This is a genomic window from Buchananella sp. 14KM1171 (assembly GCF_041380365.1).
GTDB classification, from domain to species: Bacteria; Actinomycetota; Actinomycetes; order Actinomycetales; family Actinomycetaceae; genus Buchananella; species Buchananella felis.
This window is the reverse complement of record NZ_CP159981.1, coordinates 1,314,708-1,339,095: the sequence shown is the minus strand read 5'-3', so window position 1 is coordinate 1,339,095 and position 24,388 is coordinate 1,314,708. Positions and strand designations below refer to the sequence as shown.

Below are 24,388 nucleotides of genomic sequence, written 5' to 3'. Positions count from 1 at the left end.
ATTACCTCGCTAGGGTCCGGTCGATCGCTTCCAAAACGCGGTCCAGGTTCGGCAGCCACCGCTGCTCCAACATGGCCGGGGGGTAGGGCGTGTGGAAACCACCCACGCGCGCCACCGGGGCGTACAAGTACTCGAAAGCCGCCTCACTCACCGCCGCCGCGATCTCAGCGCCCGGGCCGCAGAACGTGGAGGCCTCGTGAACCACCACCACGCGGCCCGTCTTGCGGGCAGAGGCCACCACCGTCGGCAAGTCCAGCGGAGAGAGCGAACGCAGGTCGATCACCTCCACCTCCTTGCCCTCCTCCGCCAACACCTGGGCGGCAGACAACGCCGTGCGGACCGTCGGGCCATAGGCCACCACCGTCACGTCAGTGCCAGGGCGCACCACGCGCGCCTTGTGCAACTCCAGCAGGCCAGCCTCGCTCGTATCCGGCAGGCTCACGTCAATCTCCGCCTTGTCCCAGTAGCGGGCCTTCGGCTCGAACACGATCACCGGGTCCGGGGAGGCGATCGCCAAGTAGGTCATGGTGAAGGCGTCCTGCACGCTGGCCGGAGTCACCACCCGCAGGCCCGGGGTGTGCATGAAGTACACCTCCGGCGACTCGCTGTGGTGCTCCACCGCGCCGATCCCGCCACCGAAGGGGATGCGGATCGTCACCGGCACCTGCTGCGCGCCACCCAGGCGCTGGTGCAGCTTCGCCAACTGCGTGGTGATCTGGTTGAACGCCGGGAAAACAAAGCCGTCAAACTGGATCTCCACCACCGGGCGGTAGCCGCCCAGCGCCAGGCCGATCGCGCTGCCCACGATGCCGGCCTCCGCCAGCGGAGTATCCACCACCCGGTCCGTCCCGAAGCGCGCCGCCAGGCCGTCGGTGACCCGGAAGACGCCACCCAGCTGGCCCACGTCCTCCCCCATGATCAGCGACTTCGGGTCGCTCTCCAGGGCCGCGGCCAGGGCCGCGTTGATCGCGCCCACCATCGTGAGCTTCCTCAGCTCGCTCATCGGTGCCCCTCCTTGCCGCTCTCCTCCAGGAAGGAGGCCTCGAAGTTCTCAAACCACTCGCGCTCCGCCTCCACCAGCGGGTGCGGCAACGCCGTGACGTTGCGGAAAGGCTGGTGCGCCGGGCCCGGGTCGATCACGTGGATCGCCGCGCGGGCGGCGGCGGCCAGGTCCTTGCCCTCCTCGTCAATGGCGTCCACGGCAGCGTCGTCCAAAACGCCGCGAGCGCGCAGGAAGGTCGCCATCCGGGCGATCGGGCACTTGGCGGCCCACTCCTGCTCCTCCGGAGCCGTGCGATAGCGGGTGGGGTCATCCGAGGTGGTGTGCGCGCCCATCCGGTAGGTGACCGCCTCAATGAAGGACGGGCCCCCGCCCGTGCGGCCCCGCCGCAGCGCCTCGCGGGCCACGGCGTAGGAGGCCAGCGGGTCGTTGCCGTCCACCCGCACCGAGGGGATCCCGAAACCCGGGGCGCGCGCAGCGATCGGCACCCGCGCCTGCACCGCCGTCGGCACCGAGATCGCCCAGCCGTTGTTCTGGCACAGGAACACCAGCGGGGCCTGCGTGGAGGCGGCGAACACCATCGCCTCGTTAACGTCACCCTGCGAGGTGGCGCCATCGCCAAAGCACACCAGGGCCGCACGGCCCGGCGGCTCCGGGGCGGCGTCCCGGGCCAGCGCCCAGGCCCGGCCCGCCGCGTGCTGCGCCTGCGCGCCAATCACCAGCACCGGCAGGTGGGTGTTGGACTCGGTCGGGTCCCAGCCGCCGTGCCCGGCGCCGCGGAACAGGGTCAGCACCTGGGCCGGGGTGATGCCGCGCTCCAACAGCAACAGGTGATCGCGGTAGGAGGGAATCAGGACGTCCTCCGCCTGCAGGGCCTGCGCCACGCCCGCCTGCACGCCCTCCTGGCCGCGCAGCGGCACCCACAGGGCCATCTCGCCGTGACGCTGCAGGTTCGTGGCGGCCGTGTCGAAGTGCCGCGCGCGCACCATCGCCCGATACATGTGCAGCAGGCGCTCGTCTGTGAGGTCCTCCAGGAAGGGGCTGTAAGTCTCGTGGGTGGAGAGCCGACCGTGCTGATCCAGCAGACGCACCGTGGTGGGGACGTTGACCATGCTTGCCTTTCCGCCGCATTGCAGGGGGAAACCGTTTCCTACGCCACCGTAACTTACGCAGGCGTAGGTTATGAGTGGCTTCGGGTGACAAGCTGCGCGGTGGCTTGTGGAGGAAACCTACAAGCGCGGGGCGGGGGCGGGCGCGAGCGGCGCGGCGGCGAGGCGTGGCGTGGGGCGCCCGGTGCCCCGCCCCCTCCCCGCGCCGAAACTTGTCCAAACCTCGCGAGACTTGTCCATAGCGGGGCCGCTAATGACAAGTCTCAACGCGCAATGACAAGTTTCGGCGAGGCGCAGCGGGCCCCCACCCAGCAGCAGCTCCCCTACCAAGGTATGCCTAACTTATAGTTGGCGCCATGTGCCCGAGCCCCGCGAAGCCCGTCCCTGCATCACCGGCCTCTCCCGGCCCGCGAACCCCGCACGCTGAGACCGCCGACGTCGAGACCGGCACCTCCCACCACGCCGGGGACCGTCGCCCCGCACCCCAATCACGCAGCCCCCAGTCCCGCAGCGCCGGCCCACGTACCACCCCGGGCACCCGAAAGCCCACCACCCCGGGCGCGCAGAAGCCCGCCCCGCGCCGACCCAAGCGCGGATCGCGGCGCAAGGCCTGGGTGCCGGACCAGCACGGCGCGTGGGCCATGCTGGCGCTGCCGCCGCTGCTGGGCGTGTTCACCTCGGGGGCGAACTGGCGCCACACCCCTCTGCTGCTGGCCTGGTGGAGCGGGTACTTCACCTACCAGGCGTGGGCGAAGTGGGTGAAGGTGCGCGGCCCGCGCAAGGCGGAGTACCGAGCGCCGCTGGCGGTCTACGGGGCGGTCACTGGTGTCGGGGCGGTCGCCAGCATCGCCTCCGCGCCGGCGCTGCTGTGGTGGGGCCTGGTGCTCGCTCCGCTGATCGCGGTGGCGGTGATCGAGGTCTTGCGCCGCAACGAGCGCTCGCTGCTCTCCGGCGTCTCCACGGTTTTGGCTGCCGGACTCACGCTGCCCATCGCTACCAGCCTGGGCACGGCCGCACTGTCGGCCAGCGCGCCGGTCGGCACCCCTGGGCTGGCGATGAGCCAGGTGGGCTGGGCCGGCACCACCTTGGTGACCGCCTACTTCCTGGGCACTGTGTTGCACGTGAAGGCCCTGATCCGCGAGCGCGCTTCGCTGGTCTACTGGTGGGCCACCACGGCCTGGCACGCTGCCTTCGCCGTCGCGTGCGTGGTTGCGGCCGCCGCTATCCCCGCCTGGTTGGCCGACGTTCCCTCCTGGGTCTTCTGGCTCCAGGCCGCCCTTTGGTGTGGCCTGACGGTGCGGACGTGGGCGATGGTGCGCGCGCAGCACGCCGGGCGTCGCTTCACGCCCAAGCAGATCGGTATTCCGGAGATTGCGATCAGCGTGGCGGTGGGAGGCAGCGTCGTCCCCCTGCTGCTGGGCTAAGACTCGGGGCGACTACGCCTCATAGGGGAGCCGCACAGGGTCCTGCCAGGGCGCCGCGCAGACGTCCCGCCAGGGAGCCGCCCCCGCACTAAACCGCTCGACCTAGACCTTATGCACTCGACCTAGACCGTAGAGCGCTACGCAAGGTCTAGGTCGGCTGCACAAGGTCTAGGCCGTACGAATTTGAAACATTCGGCCGGTCCTGCAGGTCTACACCCCCAGGGGCGGGAGGGTCGCCGTGAGCCGGTTCGTTTCCAGGCTCACCGCCGTCACCTTGCCGATCAGGTCCAGGATGTAGCGCGGGTTGCCCACAGCTCGCCATTACCACGATGAACGGCACACGCCAAAACCCGTGCCCGTCACCACTTTTTCTTGACGCGGAGGCAGGCGGGCGATACACTCACAACAACAGTTCAGCCCGCCTCATCGCACTTAGTGCATTGAGTGTGGGCTGGATCTTTATGCAAGACGCAAGAGAGCTCGCCATGCCAATTCGTCAGCTAAAGCATGCCGCCACCGTCGACGAACAAATTGCTACGCTTCGCGCACGGGGAATGCAGATTAACGATGCTTTCGCCACCCAATGGCTAAACAGCGTCAGCTATTACCGCTTGAGCGCCTACTGGTATCCCGCCCGACAAACTGATCCCGACGGAAAAAGACTTGACTACTTCCGCCCTAAAACTCGCTTCGAGGACGTTGCCCTCCTTTACGAAGCAGATCGAAAACTCCGCACACTCATACATGACGGAGTTGAACGAATAGAAGTTGCACTTCGCACACAACTAATCAACGTCGTGTGCCTACCCGGCGACCGAGATGCCTTATCCTACACAAATCCAGAGTCCTTCCGGCCGACATTCAAACATGCCGATTGGCTTGCTACCATCAACCGTAGGATAGCTCGCGCCGAACGGCGAAACCGTGCCATCCAACACTACAGGTCTCACTATGGGTCGCAGTTCCCCCTATGGGTTGCCGCCGAAACGATGGACTTCTCTGACGCTTCCCGACTCTTCCAAGGCTTGAAATTGGCGGATCAATTCACTGTATCTGAAGCTCTCGGCATTAAAATTGACCTATCCCAACTTATAAAGAACCAATCCCGACAAGCCAAAAAGAAACACCCGTTGACCAGCTGGTTCGAGCAACTTTCAGTGATTCGCAATACATGCGCACATCACGGACGATTATGGAACAAATCTTTTGTACCCGCCCCTACTCCAGCCCTAATTAGCACCGGACACTTCACCTACCTCCCAAGCGGACAAAGCGAGCAGGTTTTCGGAGCACTGGCAGTTATGGCACACCTATTGCGACACATATCTCCTGGCACAACCTGGCCCAACAAAGTGGTAGACCTTCTCAACAACGCATTTATAACAAATCCGCTGGTGAACCCAGAGAGCCTAGGCATCCAAAACGACTGGGACATGGAATCAATATAGCCCGATCTTACAGAAAGGGGATCTACTGCACTTTCCCTTCACGACTCAATGATCACCAGCTCCTAGAATTCTGCAGATCCTCGCCAGTTAAGCTATCCATACACCTATTTGTCTGTCGAAATTCTTTCAACGACCTACACGTCACACTGCGCGTGCAATCTACACCCCCAGGGGCGGGAGGGCCGCCGTGAGCCGGTTCGTTTCCAGGCTCACCGCCGTCACCTTGCCGATCAGGTCCAGGATGTAGCGCGGGTTGCCGACCTCCCGCGCCCAGTCGTTCGGGTCAGACACGATCCCGGAGGCCTTGTCCGTCTTGATCTGGTAGCGGTCCACGATCCAGTCCAGCGCCGAGCGCGCCCCCAGCATGTAGTCGTGCGCCTCCAGCGGGATCCCGGCCACCGTGATGCTCGGCGAGTACTCGATCACGGACTTGTCCTTGCCCTTAGCCCCGTAGCGCATCTTGGTAACCGCGAACCACTGGTATGGGTCACCCTGCGCGGCATCGCCTTCGATTTGCAGGGGGTGAGGGACGACGTTCTCGTAGCCCGCGTGAATATCTAGCAGCCTCTGCCCGGCCTGTGCGAAGGCCAAGAACCGCTCGAGCCCGGGCACGCGCGGGATGCGCGGGAGGGAGCGCTTGAGGTCCACCGCGAAGCGAGAACGGTACTCGGGGCTGTGCAGGATGCCGTAGACGTAGGCGAAGATCTGGTGCTTGGTGACCTCGCTGCCGTACTGGTTGCGGTAGGCAGCCAGCGTGGCGTCGGTGATGTTGTCGACGCGCCGGTAGCGCTCCAACACCACGGACTCCTTGTCCCCCAGCTCAAAAGCACCCTGACCGTAGGTGTCCACCTTCTCCGTAGGCACCCACGTCCAGCGCGGGAAGAACTGGCCGCCTGAGCCCGCTCCAGTGACGTGCAAGTCAGGGATGTCTGCAGTGGCGAGAGTTGAGAAGGGCACCGCTGAACCATTCCCAACCTGGTAGAACCCAAGATTCCCGTGCCTCGGCGTGGGGAATATCCCGGGCAGACCATAGACCATGTCGTTCAACGAGCGGTCAAACACCACGTGACTACGCGTGAACGGTCGGTAGGCGGCCTGGAAAACTCGCCCAGCGTCAAACGTATACAGGTTCTTGCGTCGCACGTTGGCCTTGTCGGCGCGGTTCCAGGAGAACATCGTCGGGTCCAGCACCTGCGGGAGCTGCCCGGCGGCGGCGCACTCGTTGTAGTAGGCCACCATTGCCTTGCCGCGCTCCTCCAGCCCAGCCCGGGAAAAGCCGTAAACCCACGCATCGCGCGCGGTAGCCAAACCACGACTCCTGGAACGGAATATGCCCTCCGGGTCGTCCTTGCCGCCCATGCCCTGCCAGGTAGAGAAGAGCGGGTCGCGCTGGCCCAGCCAGTCCCCCTCCGCGCTGGGAACCACCCGGGTCCACTCCAGCTCCTCCAGGTTCGCCCGAGCCACCCTGGCCAGCTTCTCCTCCCGGCTCAGGTAGTCCCCGATGTCTAGATAGTGCACCCTAGACGGGCCGGCGTGGGCGGGGTTCTTCACCAGCAGGGAGACGACCACCGTGTTGCGGCTCCCCGCCCCAAAAATCTTGCCGCCCTCCCGCTTGGAAAGCTCACCGGCCGTGCGCTGGTTACCCCGCAGGTTGTAGATGTAGACGTCGCTGAACTCCTCGCCCAGGCACAGGCGCACGCCTGCATGCGAGCTAGCCTCGATGAACCCGCCGTTGGTCACAAAACCGATCACGCCCGCGTCCCCGATCCGGTCGCTGGCCCAGCGAATGGCCCGAATATAGGAGTCGTACAAAGAGTTCTTGTTGGTGGCCACAGACCGTGCCGCGTAGGTGGCCTCAATGCGACCATCCAGAGTCGGGTACTTCAGGTTGGCGTTGTTGTCATTCGCGCTGCCCTGCCCCACCGAGTACGGCGGGTTGCCGATGATGCACCTGATATCCAAGGCCTTTTGCGCCTCGGCCCGCTCGTGGTTGGACTCGAAAACGCCCTGGTCCAGCGTGTCCCCCGCCTCGTGCATCTGGAAGGTGTCAGTCAACAAGATGCCGGGGAACGCACCGGGCGTTTCAAGGGAGGCGTCGGCGGCAACGTCGGCCATTGTCACCTCAATATTGGCGGCCGCAATGTAGTAGGCCAGCAGCATGATCTCGTTGGCGTGCAGCTCGCGGGCATACTTGCGCAGCAGATCCTCCGGCCGGATCAACCCAGACTGCAACAAACGCGAAATGAACGTGCCCGTACCCGTAAAGGGATCCAGCACGTGCACAGACTCCTCGCTGATCCCACGCCCAAAGTGGCGCCGTAGCAGCGCGTCCACGCTGCGGTTGATGAAGTCCACCACCTCAATCGGGGTGTAGACGATGCCCAAGGCGTCCGCGGTCTTCTTGAACGCCAGCTTGAAGAACTTCTCATACAGCTCCGCGATCACGCGCTGCTTGCCCTCGGCGTTGTCGATCCCCGCACAGCGCAGTCGAACCGAGGCGTAGAACTCGTCCAGGTCCTGCGTCTCCGCCTCCAGGTTGCTCCCCTCCAGGAGGTCCAGCATCCGCTGCATCACCGCCGCCACGGGGTTGGTGGCCGCAAAATCGTGCCCCTCAAACAGGGCGTCGAACACCGGCTTGGAAATCATGTGCTGGCTAAGCATCTCCAGCGCCGCCTGCGGGGTGATCGAGTCATTCAGATTCGCCCGCAGTCCCTCCACAAACGTCTCAAACTCGCCCGCCACCTCCGGGTTCTCCACCAACGCCTCCAGGCGAGTGCGGTGACGCTGAGCAATGTCCGCGATGTCCTTGGCCCAGTTCTCCCAGTAGCGGCGGCTGCCCACCTTCTCCACCAGACGCGCATAGATGGAGCTGCGCCAGTCCTCCAACTGGCCCAGCGGCAGCTCCACCACCTGCTCACTGCCCGGCGCGTCCACGCCAGGTTCCCCGCCCCCACCCAAGGGCCCCACGGCGATCACCTTGACCTGCGCCGGGCGCTGCTTGTTCAGGTCAATCTTGTTCACCAACGCGTCAAAGCGCTCATCGTGGGCGCGCAACGCCTGCAACACCTCCCACACCACGCGGAAGCGCTCGTTGTCCTTCAACACCTCCTCCGGCTTCATGCCACTCGGCACGGCCACCGGCAGGATGATGTAGCCGTACTTCTTGCCCGCCGCCTTGCGCATCACGCGGCCCACCGACTGCACAATGTCCACCTGGCTCTTGCGGGGATTAAGGAAAATCACCGCATCCAGCGCGGGCACGTCCACGCCCTCAGACAAACACCGGGCGTTAGAGAGCACCCGGCAGGAGGCTTCCTCATCCCCGCCCTTCAACCACTCCAGCTCGTGGTTGCGGGCCAGAATGTTCATAGAGCCGTCAACGTGGCGCACCTCCACCGGCAGCGCGTTCTCAATCGGCGCCCCACCGTGACGCGCCGCATCCACGTAATCGGAAACGACGTCCTCAAACACGTGCGAAAAGTACTGCGAGGTCTTGATGTCGCGGGCAAAGGCCACCGCCCGGCGCATCGGCACGATGTCCGCACCAAAGCCCCCAGAGGGATCCCGCTTAGCCAAACCATTCCAGCAGCCGATGATCCTGCCCAGATCCGGCAGGTCCAGCTCCCCGTGCCTGGACAGCGAATCTTGCATGGTCCTAGAAACCTGGCCCTCGTCCACCGTCAACACGATCACGCGGTAATCAGAAAGCAGGTCGGCCTCCACGGCCTTACCGAAACCAAGCCGGTGGAACTCCTCGCCGTAGACGGCAACGTCGTCCATCGAAGCCAGCACCGCCTGCGACTGACCCGCCCGCGCCTTAGAAGCCTCGTCGTAAATGCGCGGAGTGGCGGTCATGTAGAGGCGCTTGCGGGCACGCAAGAAAGAATCGTCGTGCACCCGCACGAACGCAGACTCCTGCGCCCCCACCAGAGTGGCGCCGGTGGTGCGGTGGGCCTCGTCGCAGACGATCAGGTCAAAGCGCTGCCCATTGCCCGCGCCCCCCAGATCGATCTTCTGCGCCTGACTGACCACGTCGATCGACTGGTAGGTGGCAAAAACTACGGTCAGTTCGCCCTCAGTGTCCGACGCTGCCGCCAACCCTCGCGCCAAAGCGGCAGGATCCGTGGTGGGCGGTTGGGCCAGGTCTACAACAGAGATGTCCTCGTCCTGCTTGCCCCTGCCACGGCCTACCTTGGAATCTGAGCAGACGGCAAAAGAACGGATCGGGACGCTAGCTTGCGAGCACCACTCCCGCATAGTCTGGGAGAGCAACGCGATAGAGGGAACAAGGAAGAGGACGCGCCCCCCCCCGCTCCAATTAACTGCTCAGCGAGCTTGAGCGAGGTGAAGGTCTTTCCGGTCCCGCACGCCATGATCAGCTTGCCGCGATCGGCGGATTCGAAACCACGCAGCACGTCCTCGATCGCCGCGCGCTGGTGCGGGCGCAGCTCCTTGGCCCCCTCCAGCTCCATGACCTCCGGGGTGTCGAAGCTGAACTGGGACCAGTCGATACGGGAATTGGACAGGTCGCTCAGCCCGATACGGCCCACAGGCGGGTTTTGGTTTTGCACCACCTGTTCGGCGTTGCGGTTCCACTTGTCGGTGGTGGAAACGATCAGGCGAGAAGCGAACTGCGTCGTGGAGGACGCCGCCAGGAAGGAGTCCAGGTCCGGCTTGGAGAGCACGTGATCGGGAGAATAGAACTTGCACTGGATGGCGCACAGCTCGCCCGTGGCCCGCTCCACCGCCACCAGGTCGATGCCCGTATCCGGGCGGGCTGCGCGGCCAGGCCAGTCGCTCCACAGCCAAACCTCAGAAAAGCGCTGGATCCACTCCGGCTCGTTCATCAAGAAGGCCCGCACCAGGCGCTCGAACTTGTCGCCCTTTTCCCGCTGGGACTGAGAACCAAAGTAGAAGCGGTCAAGCAGGTGCTCAAGGGTTACGGGATTCGCCGTCGAAGTGCTCACGCCGCACGAGTCTAGCTAGGCGCTACCGGGATCAGCGCTGGCCATTGGATGTGGGTTTGGCCCGATTCGGGTCGGCCGGGGCCGGATGGTCGGCCGGGGCCGGGTGGCCGGCCGGGGCCGGATGGTCGGCCGGGGCCGGGTGGCCGGCCGGGGCCGGGTGGCCGGCCGGGGCCGGGGCCGCCCCCGGTCCCACGAGGAGCCGCCCCCGCACTAAACCGCTCGACCTAGACCTTATGCACTCGACCTAGACCGTAGAGCGCTACGCAAGGTCTAGGTCGGCTGCACAAGGTCTAGGCCGTACGAATTTGAAACATTCCGGCGGGTCAACCGCCCACGCCCTCGCCCCGGAACCGCTCGGAACGTCGCCGGCCCGCCACTGCTCACCGGCCAGAGGCGTGCGCGCACGCGACCAACTCACCCCCGCCTCGCAAATGCTGCAACGGGGTACGTGCGACCGACCGGTGCCACGGCACCAAGCGGTCACATGTACCCCGACCGCACGCTTGTGAGCTCGGGGGCAACGCGCCAGCACCCGCCACCGCTCCCGCCTCCACCTGTGAAGAGCCCCTTTGGGCCGCCGCTTAGCGCTGGCCCAGGGCCGCCAGGAGCGCGTCGTTCTCCGCCCGCGTCCCGATGGAAATGCGCACGCCCTCCGGGAAGGGACGCACCAGCACGTTTCCGGCCCGGCAGCGCTCCAGCACCACCGCCGTGTCCTGCTCCGCAGCGCTCAGCCACACGAAGTTGGCGCGCGACTCCGCCACGCTCCAACCGGCCCGGGCCAGGGCAGCGGCCACCCGCTCGCGCTCCGCCACGAGCTCGGTCACCTGCGCCCGCATGCGCTCCTCCTCCGCCAGGGCAGCGCGCGCGGCGGCCACGGCCAGGGAGTTCACCCCGAAGGGCGTGGAGGTGGCGCGGATCGCGCCGGCCACCTCCGAGCTAGCCACCGCGTAACCCACGCGCGCCCCGGCCAGGGCGTAGGCCTTGGAGAAAGTACGCAGCACCACCAGGTTCGGGTAACGCTCGATGAGCGAGATGCCGTCATGGACGTCGTGGGCCGACGTTCCGCCCGCCGCCCCCTCACTGCGGCCGCCGGGAACGTCGGCCACCACGGCCTGCGCCTCGGAGCTACCGGCGCCGCTAGCCACGCCGCCACCGCTACCGGCGCGGGCGAACTCCAGGTAGGCCTCGTCCAGGATCACCAGCACACTGCTCGGCACGTTACTCAGCAGCCACTCCAGCTCCGCCCGGGTTACCAGGGACCCGGTCGGATTGTTGGGCGAGCAGACCAAAAGCGCCTTCGTGCTGGGGCGCACGGCGGCGGCCAGGGCATGGATGTCGTGGCGGTGGTCGGCGGTCAGCGGCACCTGCACGCAGCGCCCGCCGGCGATCTCCACCGTGATCGGGTAGGCCTCGAACGAGCGCCACGGCATCACCACGTCGCTGGGGGTGCCGGACTCGCACACCGCAGCCAGCACGTGCGCCAGCACGGCCACGGACCCGTTACCAGCGACGATCTGGGCCGGCTCCACCCCCAGGCGCTGCGCCAGCTCCTCCACCAGTTCCCGGGCCGCCATGTCCGGGTAGCGGTTCACGCCGCCAGCCGCCGCCGCGATAGCCGCGACCACCGCCGGGCTGGGCGGGAACGGGTTCTCGTTGCTGGACAGCTTGACCGCCCCCTGGGCGCGCGCACCGGGCACGTACGCGGGCAGCGCGCGAATAGCGGCTCGGATCTGGACGGCGGAAGCATCGAGGTTGGGCATGCCTCCACCCTAGGCCCGAGGCGACAGATTGCACTCGAGGGGCCAAGATGGGAGACATGAAGTTCCTGATTCGCGTTGTAGGTAACGCGGCCGGGCTGTGGCTAGCAGACCGCCTGATCGACGGCGTGAGCGTGGCCCAGCATTCCTCGGCCACCGACCAGCTGCTCACCTACGGCCTGATTGCGGCCGTACTCACCCTGTTCCACACCATCTTGAAGGGGCCGTTGCGCTTCCTGTCCTTCCCGCTCTACATCCTCACCTTCGGCCTGTTCGCGTTGGTGATCAACGCCGCCCTGCTGGGCCTGACCGCCAAGGTCACCAGCGGCCGTTTCGACCTGGCGATCTCCGGCTTCTGGCCCGCAGTTGGGGCCGCGCTGATCATCGCGGTCATCTCCGCAGTGGTGCAGGGCATCATTCGTCCGGCCACCTCGGTGGCACGTCGCTGAGGGCCGGCAGCAGCCTGCCCTCCAGCACGGTCAGCCTCCCGGTCAGGGCAGGGGCCGCCGGCCCCTGCCCTGCCACCATCGCCCCGTGCACCCTCGCGATCCTCTGCTGCAGATCGGCGTCCGGGTAGGCGTCCACCAGCCTGGCTGCCTCACCCATCTCCGGCAGGGAGTGCACGAAGCCGAGATCCACGTGCCGCGTGTCCACTGTCGCGGTGACCACGTTGGGCAGGTTCGCGTTCACGCGCCCGTCCAGGGCGGGCACGAAGTCGTCCACGTTCTCCACCGCGATCACGCTGACCTCCGGCGGCACCTTGCTGTAACCGAGCGGGGAGGCGAAGGTGATCACGTTGTCCACCCCGTACCTGGACTGCAGCAGCGGGTCGCTGGCGATCGCGGCCGCCACGATCCCGCCCTGGGAGTGGCCCACCAGGGTCACATTCGTGCCGGGCTGCACGCCCGCGTACTCCAGTGCCGCGATCACGGTGCGCTCCGAATCGCTACGGATTCCCGCCGCCAGTTCCAGGTTGGATTCCATCGAGGTGGGGCTGGTGGTGATCGGGCTGTATGCGTTGGTGCCGTTGATGTAAACGGTCACCCCTTGACGGCTCTCTAGCACCCCCACCAGCATGGAACCCTCGCGGCGCGGCAGCTCCTCCAACATCTTCACGTGCTCCTGCAGGGTGCGCGGCAGCTGCACCTCCTGGCCGCGCCCGGGCGTGGGAAGCGCCGCTCCGCCGCCGCCCGCCCCCTGAGAACCGTCCAGTGCGACGCCGGTGATGAGGCTGGGCCGACGTCCCTCCCGGCCCCCGGCCCCACCGCCGGCCTGCCCTGCCTGCCCGCAAGCCCGCCCTGCCGGCCCGCTAACCTCACCACAAGCCTGCCCCAACTTCCCGGCCAGCTCCGACTGCCGCGAGCCATAGCCGGAGCGGTGCAGCTCCAGGACCACCTGACCGCCAACGGTGCGCGCTTCGCCGGGCTTGGCACCAAACGGCTGCGAGCGATCCATGGTGTATGCGCCTCCGGCGAGCACGAGGGGGAAGAACGGCCCTGCCTCCGCTTGCGGGCTGGTGGGCAGCACCCGCATGTGGGGCTCCAATCCGACCGCAGCGTTCGGCAGGCCGTAGAGCCAGGCCGGCACGCCGGCGGTCAGCGAGCCGGTGCCCACCGAGTCCAGCATCTCCCAGAAGCCGCGCTCCCTTCCCAACACCCCGGCAGCCGGATCGCGCAGGTAGAGTCCCGGCCTGCCGCCGTGCCGCTCGTACTCCACCTGCTCCAGCCACCGCCGAATCTGCCCGCTGACGCTGTGGCGCCTGACCAGGTGGGGGATCAGCAGGACGCTGAAAACTGCGGTGTCGGTGAAGGCGGAGACGGCCTGCAGGGCGGGCTGCGAGACGCTGCCCTTGTACCAGGTTCCCCGCCCCGCCCCGAGAGCGCGGTTCCTGCGCGCCATGGCCTGCCATCTGCCTCGGGCGCGCAGGTGGATCGGGACCTGGGTGAAGATGCTGGTGGCGCTGCGCTCCACCTCCGCCAGCAGCGCCGCTGACCGGTAGGTGGCCCCCGCCAGGTCGGCCGCTTCCTGGCTGGCCGACGCCGCCTGCCACCCCACCCTCTCCAGTGACGCGAGCGCGCTGGAGAGCTCGGTCAGCGCCAGCTCCGACTGCCCGGCCAGTTCCAGGCGCGCCCCGGCCACCGCAGCCACCGCGTCCTGCAGGCCGGATGCCGCCTGACAGAGCAGGCGCCCGCATTCCTGCACCGCGAACGGGTCGCTGACGAGCACGCTGCTGCCCCCGCCGTGCAGGATGACCCGGCCCATCGACTGTGCCGCCGCCGCGCTCCACCAGGCCGCGCCGTCCTGCCCAGCGGGTACGACGCTCCTCCCGCCGCCCCCGTCGTCGCCCTGCCCGTCGGCGCGCCCGTGCCCGCCGGAGGGCCCGGGGGTGCCGGCCGCCCAATCCACCTCAACCATCTGTTCCTCCGCCAAGTGCTAGCCCGACTCTGACCACCGCCACCCTGTACTGGGCGATGTCCGCCTCCGCCTGGTCCATCGCTTCCTCCACGCTGGTCAGGAGGCCGCGCAGGTCCTCGACGCGGGCGTCGTAGATGCCGCGCCCGGCTCCGCTCCACTGCTCCTGGGGCATCTGGGCGGCGGCCTCTAGCGCCGCCCGGGCTCCTTCCAGGCACTGGTAGACCAGCCAGGTAGATGACGTGGACATTTGGGCCTCCCTTCGTCTCGAGCCTGCCCGCGCCCGCCCACCCGGCTCCATCCCGGGTGCGCAAAACGGGCCCGCCGCGTTCGTCCACAGCTCCGCCGCCGCCGGGGGCCCGGCAGGTTGTGCACAGGCCACCGCACCCTCCCGCCTCGCCCTCGCACCGGCCGGGCGGCACGAGGCTGCGGAGCTTGTGCGTGACGGGGCGGGGCCTCGCCCTCGCACCGGCCGGGCGGCAGCGTCGCCCCTCACCGCCGCTTCCCGGCGAGTGCGCCACCCCACGCCACCAGCGCGTTCCAGCCTGTTCGCAGCGGGGCAAAAACCTGGGAAAATGGGCCCATGACTCCAGCTAGCCCCACGCACGTTGCAGATTTCCCCTCTAACCGCGTCAACTTGGCCGAGCTCCCGCTGGCCCTCGGCCCCCTGGATGGCCGCTACCGTGCCGTGGCGGCGCCGCTGGTGGACCACCTGTCTGAGGCCGCGCTGAACCGTGCGCGGGTGCACGTGGAGGTGGAGTGGCTGATTCACCTGACGGACGGCGGCTTCCTGCCGGGTGCGCCGCGCCTGAACATGCAGGAGAAGGCCTACCTGCGTTCCCTGGTGGCCACGTTCGACGAGTCGACGGTGGCGGAGCTGGCGGAGATCGAGGCGGAGACCCGCCACGACGTGAAGGCCATCGAGTACCTGATCAAGCGTCGCCTGGACGCCGCGCCGGCCACGCTGGGTGAGTCGACGGTGCTGCCGCACGTGCGGGAGATCGTGCACATCTTCTGCACCTCTGAGGACATCAACAACCTGTCCTACGCGCTGACCCTGCGCACCGCGATCGCGGAGGTGTGGCTGCCGGCGGCCCGCAAGATGGTCGACGCCCTGGCCGCCATGGCCCACGAGCACGCTGAGGCCCCGATGCTGGCGCGCACCCACGGCCAGCCGGCCACCCCGACCACGCTGGGCCGCGAGCTGGCCGTGCTGGCCCACCGTCTGCGCCGCCAGTTGGCGCGCGTGGAGCGGGCGGAGTACCTGGGCAAGATCAACGGCGCCACCGGCACGTACGGGGCGCACTCGATCTCCGTGCCGGAGGCGGACTGGGACGCGATCGCCCGCGCCTTCGTGGAGGGCCTGGGCCTGACGTGGAACCCGCTGACCACGCAGATCGAGTCCCACGACTTCCAGGCGGAGCTCTACAGCGACGTGGCCCGCTTCAACCGCGTGCTGCACAACCTGGCCACGGACGTGTGGACCTACGTTTCGCTGGGCTACTTCAAGCAAAACCTGGCGGCGCAGGGCTCGACGGGCTCGTCCACGATGCCGCACAAGGTCAACCCGATTCGCTTCGAGAACGCGGAGGCGAACCTGGAGATCTCTTGCGCGCTGCTGGATTCGCTGTCGGCCACCCTGGTGACCTCGCGGCTGCAGCGTGACCTGACGGATTCGACCACGCAGCGCAACATCGGCGTGGCGCTGGGGCACTCGCTGCTGGCGATCGACAACGTCACGCGGGGCCTGGCGGGCCTGGACGTGAACCACGCGGCCATGGAGGCGGACCTGGACGGCGCGTGGGAGGTTTTGGGCGAGGCGGTGCAGCAGGCGATGCGCGCCGCCGAGGTGGCCGGCGCCACCGGCATGGAGAACCCGTACGAGCGCCTGAAGGAGCTCACCCGCGGCCGCAGCGTGGACGGAGCGGCGATGCGCGAGTTCATCTCCGGCCTGGGCATGCCCGCCCACGTGGAGGAGCGCCTGCTGGCCCTGACTCCGGCCACCTACACGGGCCTGGCCGCGCAGCTGGTGGAGCGCCACCTGGCAAAGTAGCGGCGCACTCGCGCGGGCGGGGAGGGCGCCACCTGGCTTTTGGGTGGACGACGTTCTCCCCGCCCCGCCGTTTCACCGCGACCGGTTTTATTCCCGCCCTCCGGTGGAGTCTTTTCACAGGCAACGCCCTTAGCGGGCGGGGCGCAGCCATGGCACCATGTTTGGCATGTCTAAGCCTGAGAAGCCCGTGACCCGCCCCGCCGACGAGCAGGAGGCGGTGATGGCCTGGGAGGATAAGCCGGCTTTCGCCGGTTCTGCCGCTGTGGCCGCGCCCGCCAAGTCCAGTTCGCCGCTGATCGCCGCGCTGCTGACCGTGATCGCGCTGCTGCTGGCCGTGGTGATCTACCTGGTGATGGCCCAGGGCCGCGCTGAGGCCCCGGCGGGCGCCCAGGCTGGTCCCACCGCCGGCGCGCAGGCGCAGCCGGGCGGGCAGGAGGCGCAGGGCGGCGAGGGGCAGCAGGCTCAGGCCCAGCCGCAGGAGATGCCCTCCTTCGCGCCCTCCCTGACGGACCCGAAGGCGCTGGAGGCTCTGCGCGGTGAGCCGCGCCGCCAGGAGGGTGACCCGTTCGCGCTGGGCAAGGTGGACGCCCCGGTGGTGCTGATCGAGTACGCGGACTTCGCGTGCCCGTTCTGCACCCGCTGGGCGCAGAACACCAAGCCGGAGCTGATGCGACTGGTGGAGGACGGCACTTTGCGCATCGAGTGGCGCAACCTGCCGGTGCTGGGCCCGGAGTCTCAGCTGGCCGCGCAGGGCGCGGTGGCCGCCGGTAACCAGGGCATGTTCTGGGAGTTCTACGACCACCTGTTCGGCACTGCGGACCCGAACTCTCACCCGTCTTACTCCGTGGAGTCGCTGGTGGCGGCTGCCACCGCTATCGGCATCCCGGACATCGCCAAGTTCACCGCCGACCTGACCTCTCAGGCCACGGTGGACGCCGTGCAGGCGGAGCTGCAGCACGCCAACCAGGCGCTTGGCGCGGCCTCCACCCCGCTGTTCGTCATCAACGACACGGCCGTGGCCGGGGCCTACCCGACGGAGTTCTTCCTGGAGACCATCCGCTACCAGCTCCTGGCTGCTCAGCAGTGACGGCCTCCGTCGCGGGCGCCTTTGCCGGCGGGGTGCTGACCCTGCTTGCCCCCTGTTCCGCCCTGCTGCTGCCCGCGTTCTTCGCGTACGCGTTTTCTTCCCCGCGCCTGCTGGTGGCGCGCACCGGGATCTTCTACCTGGGCCTGCTGGCCACCCTGGTGCCGCTGGGCACCGCAGCGGGCGGTCTGGGCCTGGCCCTGCGCAGCCACGCGGGCGCTATCAACAACGTCGGCTCCCTGGCCCTAGTGCTGCTGGGCGCGGCGATGGCCCTCGGGTTTAGCTTCGGGCTGCCCGGCGCGCGCAGGCTGGCCAAGCGCCACGAGGCTGAGGCCGCCGCTAGCGGCGCCCAGGGCGGTGGGGGCGGTGGCGCGGCGACGTCGGCCGCCGTGTTCCTGCTGGGCGCCCTCTACGGCCTGGCGGGCGCGGGTTGTGCCGGCCCGATCCTGGGCGGCGTGCTGTTCCTGGTGGGCCTGGGCGGGCAGCCCAGTTACGGCGCGCTGCTGCTGGCAATCTACGGGGCCGGCATGGCCCTGCCGCTGCTGCTGATGGCGGTGGCGTGGCGGCGCTTTGAGCCGTTCGCCCGCCGCTGGCTGCGCCCCAAGCCCGTTAAGGTGCTGGGCCGCTCCACCACGCGGGGCCAGGTGATCACCGGTGTGGTCATGATGGCACTGGGTGGTCTGCTGTTTTTCTCCCGGGGGACGACGCTGCTGCCCGGCCTGGTGGATACCGGGCACCTGATTGACCTGGAGAGCAACGTGGCGGCCTCCCTCACTCCGCTGCCGAACTGGCTGGTGCTGGCGCTGCTGGTGGCGGTCACGGTGCTGCTGGTCCTACTCTCACACCCGCGCGGGGGGCGAGTCGGCGCTGCCGCAGGGCGCGCTGGTGGCGCAGGGCGCGACAGTGCGGCGGGGTGTGCTGGTGGCGCGGGGCGCGCTGGTGCGGCTGGCGTCGGGGCTGATGCGCCGGCTCAGGCCGGCGGGAGCGCCGATGGTCCAGCCGAGGGCGCTGACGGGCCCACCGGGGCGGATAGGGGGCGCAGCTACTCCATCGCCCGCAGCCAAATCTCGCTCAAAGGTGGGGAAGGCAACAGTTAACGCCAGTTTGGTTGGTTTAGGTTTGGCTCATGATTTTTCCCAGCCTGGCCGCGCTGACGGCTACCCCCACCCCTAGCCCGGTCCCCGCCCCGGAGGCCGAGCAGCTCACCGGCATCGCGGCGTGGGCGGTCAACATCATGGAGACCCTGGGCGGCTTTGGGGCCGCCCTCCTGATCGCGCTGGAGAATCTGTTCCCGCCCCTGCCCAGCGAGGTAATCCTGCCGCTGGCCGGTTTCACCGCCTCCCGCGGCTCCATGTCCCTACCCGCCGTGCTGGCGTGGACCACCGCCGGCAGCGTTGTGGGCGCCCTGGCGCTTTACGGATTGGGGGCGGCGCTGGGCCGCGAGCGAACTCGTAAAATATTTAACAAGTTGCCTTTGGTGAAGATTGAGGATGTGGACCGCACCGAGGCCTGGTTCGTGAAATACGGTAAGTACACCGTTTTCTTTGGCCGCATGATTCCGATCTTCCGCTCGCTCATTTCCATCCCTGCGGGCGTTACGAAGATGAACCTCTGGCTGTTCACCCTGCTGACAACGATTGGCTCCCTCATTTGGAACAGCGTCCTTGTGGGGGCGGGTTACCTGTTAGGCGAGCAGTGGCACGTAGTCGAGGTCTATGTAGGAAACTTGTCGAAAGTTGTCCTCGCCATTATCGTTATTGCGGTAATCGTTTGGGTCGGATTCCAGTTATGGAACCGCCGGAAGGCGAAGGGGTCTTCCTCGCGTTGACGGGATGGGGATGCCAATGGCTGCCAGCACCGAGGCAATCGCGGGCGCTACCAACCGCTCATGGGAGCGCTGGGTGCACACGCTTAACAAGGCCGGCGGCGCCGAGCTCTCCCACTGCCAAATCGTTTCCATCGTCCGCTCAATGCTAGGACCGGAGGTTGTTTCCCCCGACTGGTGGGCGCAATCCGTCACGGTGACGTACGAGCAGCACATCGGCCGTCGCCAGCCCGGCCAAGCCGCCGACGGCTCCTACCAGATGTCCGTCTCCAAGACCCTGCCGGGCGAGCTGGACGAGGTCTTCTCCCGTTGGCTCAACTTCGTTGACTCGGTGCCGGACATCGGCGGGCTGACGTTCCTGAACACCCCTAACGCCTCCTCCACGCCGCGCTGGCGCTACTGGCGCGCCACCCTGGACGACTCGACCCAGGTGGTCATCTCCCTGACCCAGAAGGAGCCAGGGAAGGTGGGCATCACCGTGAACCACTCCAAGCTCTCCGGGCGGGAGTCGATCGGCCAGTGGCGCGCGGTCTGGAAGGACTTCCTGGAGGCCTGGTAGGGCGCTTTCCGGGCCCCGGAGGGAGCGCGGGAGGGCACGGGCTGTCCGACACAATGGGTGGGGCCCCGCACTAGCGTGCGGGGCCCCACCTTTGCTCTTCGGGAAGCCGAACCCTACCTGCAGGCAGCGGTTTCGCGAAGCTGAGCGGTGTCCGGGTGGTGCTCACACCACCCGGACACCGCGCTTACGGACGCAGCAGACGCTCCAGGCTGACCAGAACGCTGTCGTTGATGGACCGCTTGCCACCCAGCACGTCGATCGCGTCCACCTTGGCGCCCACCAGGGCGCGGCGGGTGGCGGAGGTGACGTCGTTGGACTTGACCAGCAGCAGACCCGCGTTGCCGGCCAGGGCCCGCGGACCCGCGGCCAGGGCATCGGCGAAGTCCGTGCCAGAGGCGATCACCAGCTTGTTCGCGTTCGCCGCGTACTCAGTGAACAGCTTGCCAGCGGTGTCGAAGCGGTCCACGCCCATGATGAGCTTGGCATTGCGGCCCGCCAGGCCGGAGTCGTCCATGATGCCGGCAGCGGCGCCACCGACCACCACCACGGGCTCCGTCTTGTAGTCGGCCAGCGTCTCACGCACGGCAGCCGGCAGCTTGGCACCCTGGGTGAGCAGGACCGCACCCTTCTCACGCCCGGCCGCCACGCCCGCGCCCAACGCGTCTGCGTAGGACAGGCCGGAGGCCAGGAAGAACTTCGCCGGGCGGTGGCCAAGGTCGGTGAGCTTGTGGGTGATCGCTACGGCCGTCTCGACGCGGTTGGCACCCGTGATTCGCTCGACCTGGATGCCGGCCAGGCGCAGGGCCTCAGCCTTCAATTCGCTGACGGAGTTCTTGCCGCCGACGATGTAGACCTTCTTCACGCCGGAGTCCAGCATCGCCTGGAGCACGGAGGGCTCCAGCGTTGCGGTCACCGAGAAGTAGAGCGGCGCCTTCAACGCACCGGCCAGCGGGCCGGAGGAGACGGCGTCGGCGTAGTTCTTGCCGGTGGCCAGCAGAGCGGTGCCAGGGGTGAACCCGCCGTCCTTGGCCGCCTCGATCGCCGTGGCCACGCGGTCCGCGCCCGCCAGACGCTTGATGGTCAGCGGCGCCGGCTGCGCCGGGGTGGACGGGACGGCCGGGGTGGACGGGGTGGCGGTGACCGTGGCCGACGCGCTGGCCGAAGCGGACGCGGAGGTGCTGACAGAAGGAGACGTGGACGCGGAAGCGCTGGCCGAAGTCGACGCGCTGGCCGAAGTCGAAGCGCTCGCCGAAGTCGACGCGGAGGCCGACGCACTCGCGGAGGCCGAGGTGGACGGCTCCGGCGCCGGCGTCGTGGAGACGTCGGCCGTGGCGCGCAGGGTCTCGCCGCCAACTACCACCTCGACGGCCAGCGGCCCCTCGAGGTTGGCCTGCTCGGTGCGCACCACGTAGGTGGTGTTAACCGCACGCACGGCACCGTCGTTGGGACGGCGCAGGTCCTGGCCACGCGCAGCGGCCGCCTGGCCCACCAGGGTGGCGGGCACAGTCTGCCCCTTGGCGTCACGCACGGTGACCGTGGCGGCAGCAACGTCGGCCACGGGCGCGCTCAGGTAGGCCAGGTTGCCGTCGGCCTCCACCTTCGCGTCGCCGCGCAGTTCCTTGGCCCACGTAACCTTGGGGTCGCCGTAGAAGTTGGCGCCGGCCAGGTTCAGCTCCACACCGCGAGCCGGCATGCGCTTGACGAAGTCTTCGAAGCTGCGGTCGGCCTGCGGCGTCCACGCCACCTCAGCGGTGGCCATGAGGCGGGGGTAAAGGCGGAACTGGGAGTCCTTAATGCCACGGGTGTGCTCCGCCCAGAAGGCGGCGCTCACACCGAGCATGTGCTGGTCGCCAACGGCCGGGCCGGACAGGGAGGGGTCCCAGTTGTAGAACCGCTCCAGGTCGCACGGGGTGCTACCGCACGCCCAGCTCGGGCCGCCCAGGGCGTTGGTCTGCCGCTGCGGGAAGTAGGTGGTGGTGGCCGGGGACATGATCAGCTTCATGCCGCGCCCGGACAGGATGGCGTTGCGCACCTGCTGCGCGTTGCCGTTCCAGTACTGGATGACGGTCCCGTTGGGCAGCTTGCTCAGGTGAGCGGCAGCCTCGTTCCACACCATCGGGGTGCGACCACGAGCCGCGATCAGGGGCATGGTGCGCTCCATGAACGTGGCGTAGTCGGCCCCGGAGATGTTGTGGGGCTCGTCGCCACCGACGTGCAGGTACTTGCCCGGCATCATGTCGGTGACCTGGCCAAAGACGTGCGCCAGGAACTTGTAGGTGTTCTCGTTGCGAGCGCCCATGTTGGCGTCACCCACGGAGGTGTTGGTGATGACCGGAGTGGTCTGGCCCTCAGGCACCACCGGGTGGGAGCCGCCGCCGTTGAGCTGCGGGATCGCGTGCAGCTGGGCGTTGGAGTGCGCCGGGCCGTCGATCTCGGGGATCACCTCGATGTTGCGGGCGGTGGCGTAGGCGACGATCGCGCGGATGTCTTCCTTCGTGTAGAAGCCGGGGATGCCGGGCACGCGCGCCACGCCGTCGGTGACGGGGTCGTCCGCCTTGACGGAGATCGGAGCCCACTTCGCGGTGAGCACGGCGGTCTTGCCGGAGATGGAGGTCAGGCGCGTGTAGTCGATGTCGTCGCCAGCCACGCGGCCCTCGTTGGTGATCTCCACGCGCCAGGCCTGGTCGTCGGTCAGGTGCAGGTGCAGCTTGTTCAGCTTGACGTGCGCCATCTGGTCGATGATGCCCAGCATCTCGTCCTTGGTCAGGAAGGAACGCACCACGTCAACCATCAGGCCGCGGTACTCGTAGCGCGGCTTGTCCACGATGGTCTGGGCGGGCACCTCCCACGGGCCCTTCACGGCCTCGGTGGAGGTGGCCCACGGGCCGAGCAGCTGCAGCAGAGTGCGGGAGGCGTAGAACAAACCGGCCTCGGTCTTGGCCTTGGCGGTCACCCCGTCGGCCGTCACCTTCAGCTCGTATCCTTCGTCACCGCCCTCGGTCCAGGCGGCGTCCAGGACAAACTTGATCTTGCCGTCCTGGGAGATCGGCAGGTCGTAGCCGGTGGAGCGGCGCAGCAACTCCGCCAAGTCCTTCGCGGCGAACTCGCCACCGCCAGTGAAGCTAATGGAGGCGTTCGCCGGCAGGGTGAAGGTGCCCTCCCCCGCAACGACGCTGTCCGGCAGCGGGACTACCTTGGCGATGTCGGAGGCCGGCGGGGGCGGAGCGTCGGCCGTGCCCCAGATCTCAAACTCCCACAGCGAGGGGCCCCACTGGTTGCGCAGCGCAAAGGACTGCAGGCGCAGGTGGGTGGGCTTCACGCCCGCCGGGATGGTCAACGGGGTCTCGATGGACTTCTTGAAGCACCCATCCCCGGTCTTGGTGACGCGCTCGGAGGCGGGCTCGAAGGTCTGCCCGTCGGTGGAGTACTGGAACTGGTACTCAGTGGAGCAGGCGCCGGCCCACTGAATGCGCGCACGCTTGGCCACCGCGTTGGGCGGAAGCGTGACGGTCAGGTGGCCGTTGGCCTCGCCGCGACCGGACCAACGGGAGGCATCCGCAGCGCCCTGGTTGGCCGTACCACCGTTACCATCGTCGCCGTCCACGGCCTTCTCGGGCCCCCACTTGCCCGCCGTCTCCACGCTAGAGGCAACCACCTGCTGCCCAAGGGCGATGTTCCGCTCCTCCGGCTCAGCAAAAGCGGAGGTGGTAGAGAGCAGGCTCAATGCGGCAACGCCTGCCAACACCCCCATCGCGCGTTGGGTGACTCGTCTTTGCATCACTTCTCCTTTGGGAGCAATCGCCATTGATTAGCAGCCACTGCTGCTGAACGTTCAAGCAGCAAGATAGGACTCCCCAAATCATGTGAGAAAAATGGCGCGAAATCAAGGTCAACCGAGCAACAAAGATCAGAACGCCTCTGTTCCTGCGGGCCCACCCGGTCTCACCAGGCGAAAAGGGGCTCCTCACTGATGAGAGCGCACGGGCAGGGAGTTGGGCTTCGAGCTGCTCCGCGGCTCAGCGCGCGGCGCTGTGGAGGCGGTGGGCGGCGTGTGCGGTGGCCGGCACCGTCGGCAGTCACCGGCGCGGCGGGCGCAGTGGGTTGCCCCCGAGCGCACAAGCGTGCGGATGCCCTGCTGGAAGTCGCCCACGATCGCGCGGGGCTGCCCCCGAGCGCACAAGCGTGCGGTCGGGGTACATCCGACCGACCGGTGCCATGGCCCCAAGCGGTCACATGTACCCCGTTGCAGCATTTGCGAGCTTGGGGGGCCAGGGATAGAGGCTGCAGCCACGTCAGGAGACACCGGCGCCCCGTGGCAGCCGCCATGCTTGGCCGCCCGTGGTGGCTTGGCTTGGCCGCCCGGCCTTGCCGCCCGAGGTGGCCGACGCTCCACCCACCACCCGGAATCCACGCCGGCCCTCCCCTGACCGGCGCCCCGTGGCGGCCACCCCCGAGCGCACAAGCGTGCGGTTGGGGCACATCCGACCGACCGGTGCCATGGCACCAAGCGGTCGTATGTACCCCGTTGCAGCATTTGCGAGCTTGGGGGGCCGCGGCCGCGCCCGAACTCATCGCTCCTTCCTCTGCCACACCCGCAGGAGGCCAGGCACCCCTTTCCTATCCGCGCCTGCCCACCCCGGCCGGGGTGTGCGCAAACGCTTGCGCCTTTGTTGCAGCTCCCGAGCCTTTGTTGCAGCTCTTGCGCCTTTGGGCGACCTTTTCAGCCGTTAATCAGCCCCGTAGCGCCACG

At 67.8% G+C, this 24,388-nt stretch carries 16 protein-coding genes; 8 read left to right on the top strand and 8 right to left on the bottom strand.

The genetic code is table 11. The features are described from left to right. Nucleotide 1: 1 nt before the first annotated feature. Together ABYF38_RS05180 and ABYF38_RS05175 are read right to left on the bottom strand one after the other, a co-directional pair. Nucleotides 2-1,003, bottom strand: a complete 1,002-nt coding sequence (locus ABYF38_RS05180) for an alpha-ketoacid dehydrogenase subunit beta (protein WP_371151283.1) — start codon at nucleotides 1,001-1,003, stop codon at nucleotides 2-4. Further along, complete coding sequence (locus ABYF38_RS05175) at nucleotides 1,000-2,112, bottom strand: thiamine pyrophosphate-dependent enzyme (protein ID WP_371151281.1); 1,113 nt, start codon at nucleotides 2,110-2,112, stop codon at nucleotides 1,000-1,002. Before ABYF38_RS05175 ends, ABYF38_RS05180 begins: the two co-directional genes overlap by 4 nt. A gap of 611 nt (nucleotides 2,113-2,723) precedes the next feature. On the opposite strand from ABYF38_RS05175, the gene ABYF38_RS05170 reads away from it, so the two are divergent. Both ABYF38_RS05170 and ABYF38_RS05165 read left to right on the top strand, forming a co-directional pair. Further along, nucleotides 2,724-3,533, top strand: a complete 810-nt coding sequence (locus ABYF38_RS05170; protein WP_371151279.1) for a YwiC-like family protein — start codon at nucleotides 2,724-2,726, stop codon at nucleotides 3,531-3,533. A gap of 446 nt (nucleotides 3,534-3,979) precedes the next feature. Further along, nucleotides 3,980-4,981 carry an Abi family protein gene (locus tag ABYF38_RS05165; RefSeq protein WP_371151277.1) on the top strand — a complete coding sequence of 334 codons (1,002 nt, stop codon included), beginning with the start codon at nucleotides 3,980-3,982 and terminating at the stop codon, nucleotides 4,979-4,981. A gap of 159 nt (nucleotides 4,982-5,140) precedes the next feature. On the opposite strand, the gene ABYF38_RS05160 is transcribed toward ABYF38_RS05165, so the two are convergent. The 3 genes from ABYF38_RS05160 to hisC form a co-directional block, all read right to left on the bottom strand. Beyond that, nucleotides 5,141-9,253 carry a type ISP restriction/modification enzyme gene (locus ABYF38_RS05160; RefSeq protein WP_371151275.1) on the bottom strand — a complete coding sequence of 1,371 codons (4,113 nt, stop codon included), beginning with the start codon at nucleotides 9,251-9,253 and terminating at the stop codon, nucleotides 5,141-5,143. After that, nucleotides 9,169-9,948 (bottom strand): DEAD/DEAH box helicase family protein, encoded by a 780-nt coding sequence (locus ABYF38_RS05155; RefSeq protein WP_371151273.1) that lies wholly within the window; start codon nucleotides 9,946-9,948, stop codon nucleotides 9,169-9,171. The genes ABYF38_RS05160 and ABYF38_RS05155 overlap by 85 nt, the downstream gene beginning before the upstream one ends. A 581-nt stretch (nucleotides 9,949-10,529) precedes the next feature. Continuing rightward, a complete protein-coding gene (gene hisC / locus ABYF38_RS05150; RefSeq protein ID WP_371151271.1) occupies nucleotides 10,530-11,708 on the bottom strand; it encodes a histidinol-phosphate transaminase in 1,179 nt (392 codons plus the stop codon). 56 nt (nucleotides 11,709-11,764) lie between these two features. Here hisC and ABYF38_RS05145 point away from each other — a divergent pair, with 56 nt between their 5' ends. Continuing rightward, nucleotides 11,765-12,154: a phage holin family protein gene (locus ABYF38_RS05145; protein WP_371151269.1), complete on the top strand. Its 390-nt coding sequence runs from the start codon at nucleotides 11,765-11,767 to the stop codon at nucleotides 12,152-12,154. Here ABYF38_RS05145 and ABYF38_RS05140 read toward each other — a convergent pair. Further along, the gene (locus tag ABYF38_RS05140) at nucleotides 12,120-14,120 is read right to left on the bottom strand and encodes a hypothetical protein (RefSeq protein WP_371151267.1); all 2,001 of its coding nucleotides are present in this window, start codon (nucleotides 14,118-14,120) and stop codon (nucleotides 12,120-12,122) included. The two genes, ABYF38_RS05145 and ABYF38_RS05140, sit on opposite strands and share 35 nt — an antisense overlap. After that, nucleotides 14,113-14,367, bottom strand: a complete 255-nt coding sequence (locus ABYF38_RS05135; RefSeq protein ID WP_371151265.1) for a hypothetical protein — start codon at nucleotides 14,365-14,367, stop codon at nucleotides 14,113-14,115. The genes ABYF38_RS05140 and ABYF38_RS05135 overlap by 8 nt, the downstream gene beginning before the upstream one ends. A 333-nt stretch (nucleotides 14,368-14,700) precedes the next feature. On the opposite strand from ABYF38_RS05135, the gene purB reads away from it, so the two are divergent. From purB to ABYF38_RS05110, 5 genes are all read left to right on the top strand, one after another. Further along, complete coding sequence (purB, locus tag ABYF38_RS05130; protein WP_371151263.1) at nucleotides 14,701-16,170, top strand: adenylosuccinate lyase; 1,470 nt, start codon at nucleotides 14,701-14,703, stop codon at nucleotides 16,168-16,170. 166 nt (nucleotides 16,171-16,336) lie between these two features. Beyond that, a complete protein-coding gene (locus ABYF38_RS05125; RefSeq protein WP_371151262.1) occupies nucleotides 16,337-17,257 on the top strand; it encodes a DsbA family protein in 921 nt (306 codons plus the stop codon). Next, nucleotides 17,254-18,351, top strand: a complete 1,098-nt coding sequence (locus tag ABYF38_RS05120; protein WP_371151260.1) for a cytochrome c biogenesis CcdA family protein — start codon at nucleotides 17,254-17,256, stop codon at nucleotides 18,349-18,351. Before ABYF38_RS05125 ends, ABYF38_RS05120 begins: the two co-directional genes overlap by 4 nt. A 29-nt stretch (nucleotides 18,352-18,380) precedes the next feature. Continuing rightward, complete coding sequence (locus ABYF38_RS05115; RefSeq protein ID WP_371151258.1) at nucleotides 18,381-19,082, top strand: DedA family protein; 702 nt, start codon at nucleotides 18,381-18,383, stop codon at nucleotides 19,080-19,082. Between the two features lie 16 nt (nucleotides 19,083-19,098). Beyond that, a complete protein-coding gene (locus tag ABYF38_RS05110) occupies nucleotides 19,099-19,638 on the top strand; it encodes a hypothetical protein (protein ID WP_371151256.1) in 540 nt (179 codons plus the stop codon). A gap of 184 nt (nucleotides 19,639-19,822) precedes the next feature. On the opposite strand, the gene ABYF38_RS05105 is transcribed toward ABYF38_RS05110, so the two are convergent. Then, on the bottom strand, nucleotides 19,823-23,416 hold the full coding sequence (locus ABYF38_RS05105; RefSeq protein WP_371151254.1) for a family 20 glycosylhydrolase: 3,594 nt from the start codon (nucleotides 23,414-23,416) through the stop codon (nucleotides 19,823-19,825). Nucleotides 23,417-24,388: the final 972 nt, after the last annotated feature.

What these genes read in the sequence shown, in the direction of transcription:
- hisC (WP_371151271.1), bottom strand. Translation starts at nt 11,708, where the DNA reads ATGCCCAACCTCGATGCTTCCGCCGTCCAGATCCGAGCCGCTATTCGC.
- ABYF38_RS05125 (WP_371151262.1), top strand. Translation starts at nt 16,337, where the DNA reads ATGTCTAAGCCTGAGAAGCCCGTGACCCGCCCCGCCGACGAGCAGGAG.
- ABYF38_RS05135 (WP_371151265.1), bottom strand. Translation starts at nt 14,367, where the DNA reads ATGTCCACGTCATCTACCTGGCTGGTCTACCAGTGCCTGGAAGGAGCC.
- purB (WP_371151263.1), top strand. Translation starts at nt 14,701, where the DNA reads ATGACTCCAGCTAGCCCCACGCACGTTGCAGATTTCCCCTCTAACCGC.
- ABYF38_RS05145 (WP_371151269.1), top strand. Translation starts at nt 11,765, where the DNA reads ATGAAGTTCCTGATTCGCGTTGTAGGTAACGCGGCCGGGCTGTGGCTA.
- ABYF38_RS05140 (WP_371151267.1), bottom strand. Translation starts at nt 14,120, where the DNA reads ATGGTTGAGGTGGATTGGGCGGCCGGCACCCCCGGGCCCTCCGGCGGG.
- ABYF38_RS05180 (WP_371151283.1), bottom strand. Translation starts at nt 1,003, where the DNA reads ATGAGCGAGCTGAGGAAGCTCACGATGGTGGGCGCGATCAACGCGGCC.
- ABYF38_RS05115 (WP_371151258.1), top strand. Translation starts at nt 18,381, where the DNA reads ATGATTTTTCCCAGCCTGGCCGCGCTGACGGCTACCCCCACCCCTAGC.
- ABYF38_RS05110 (WP_371151256.1), top strand. Translation starts at nt 19,099, where the DNA reads ATGGCTGCCAGCACCGAGGCAATCGCGGGCGCTACCAACCGCTCATGG.
- ABYF38_RS05105 (WP_371151254.1), bottom strand. Translation starts at nt 23,416, where the DNA reads ATGCAAAGACGAGTCACCCAACGCGCGATGGGGGTGTTGGCAGGCGTT.
- ABYF38_RS05175 (WP_371151281.1), bottom strand. Translation starts at nt 2,112, where the DNA reads ATGGTCAACGTCCCCACCACGGTGCGTCTGCTGGATCAGCACGGTCGG.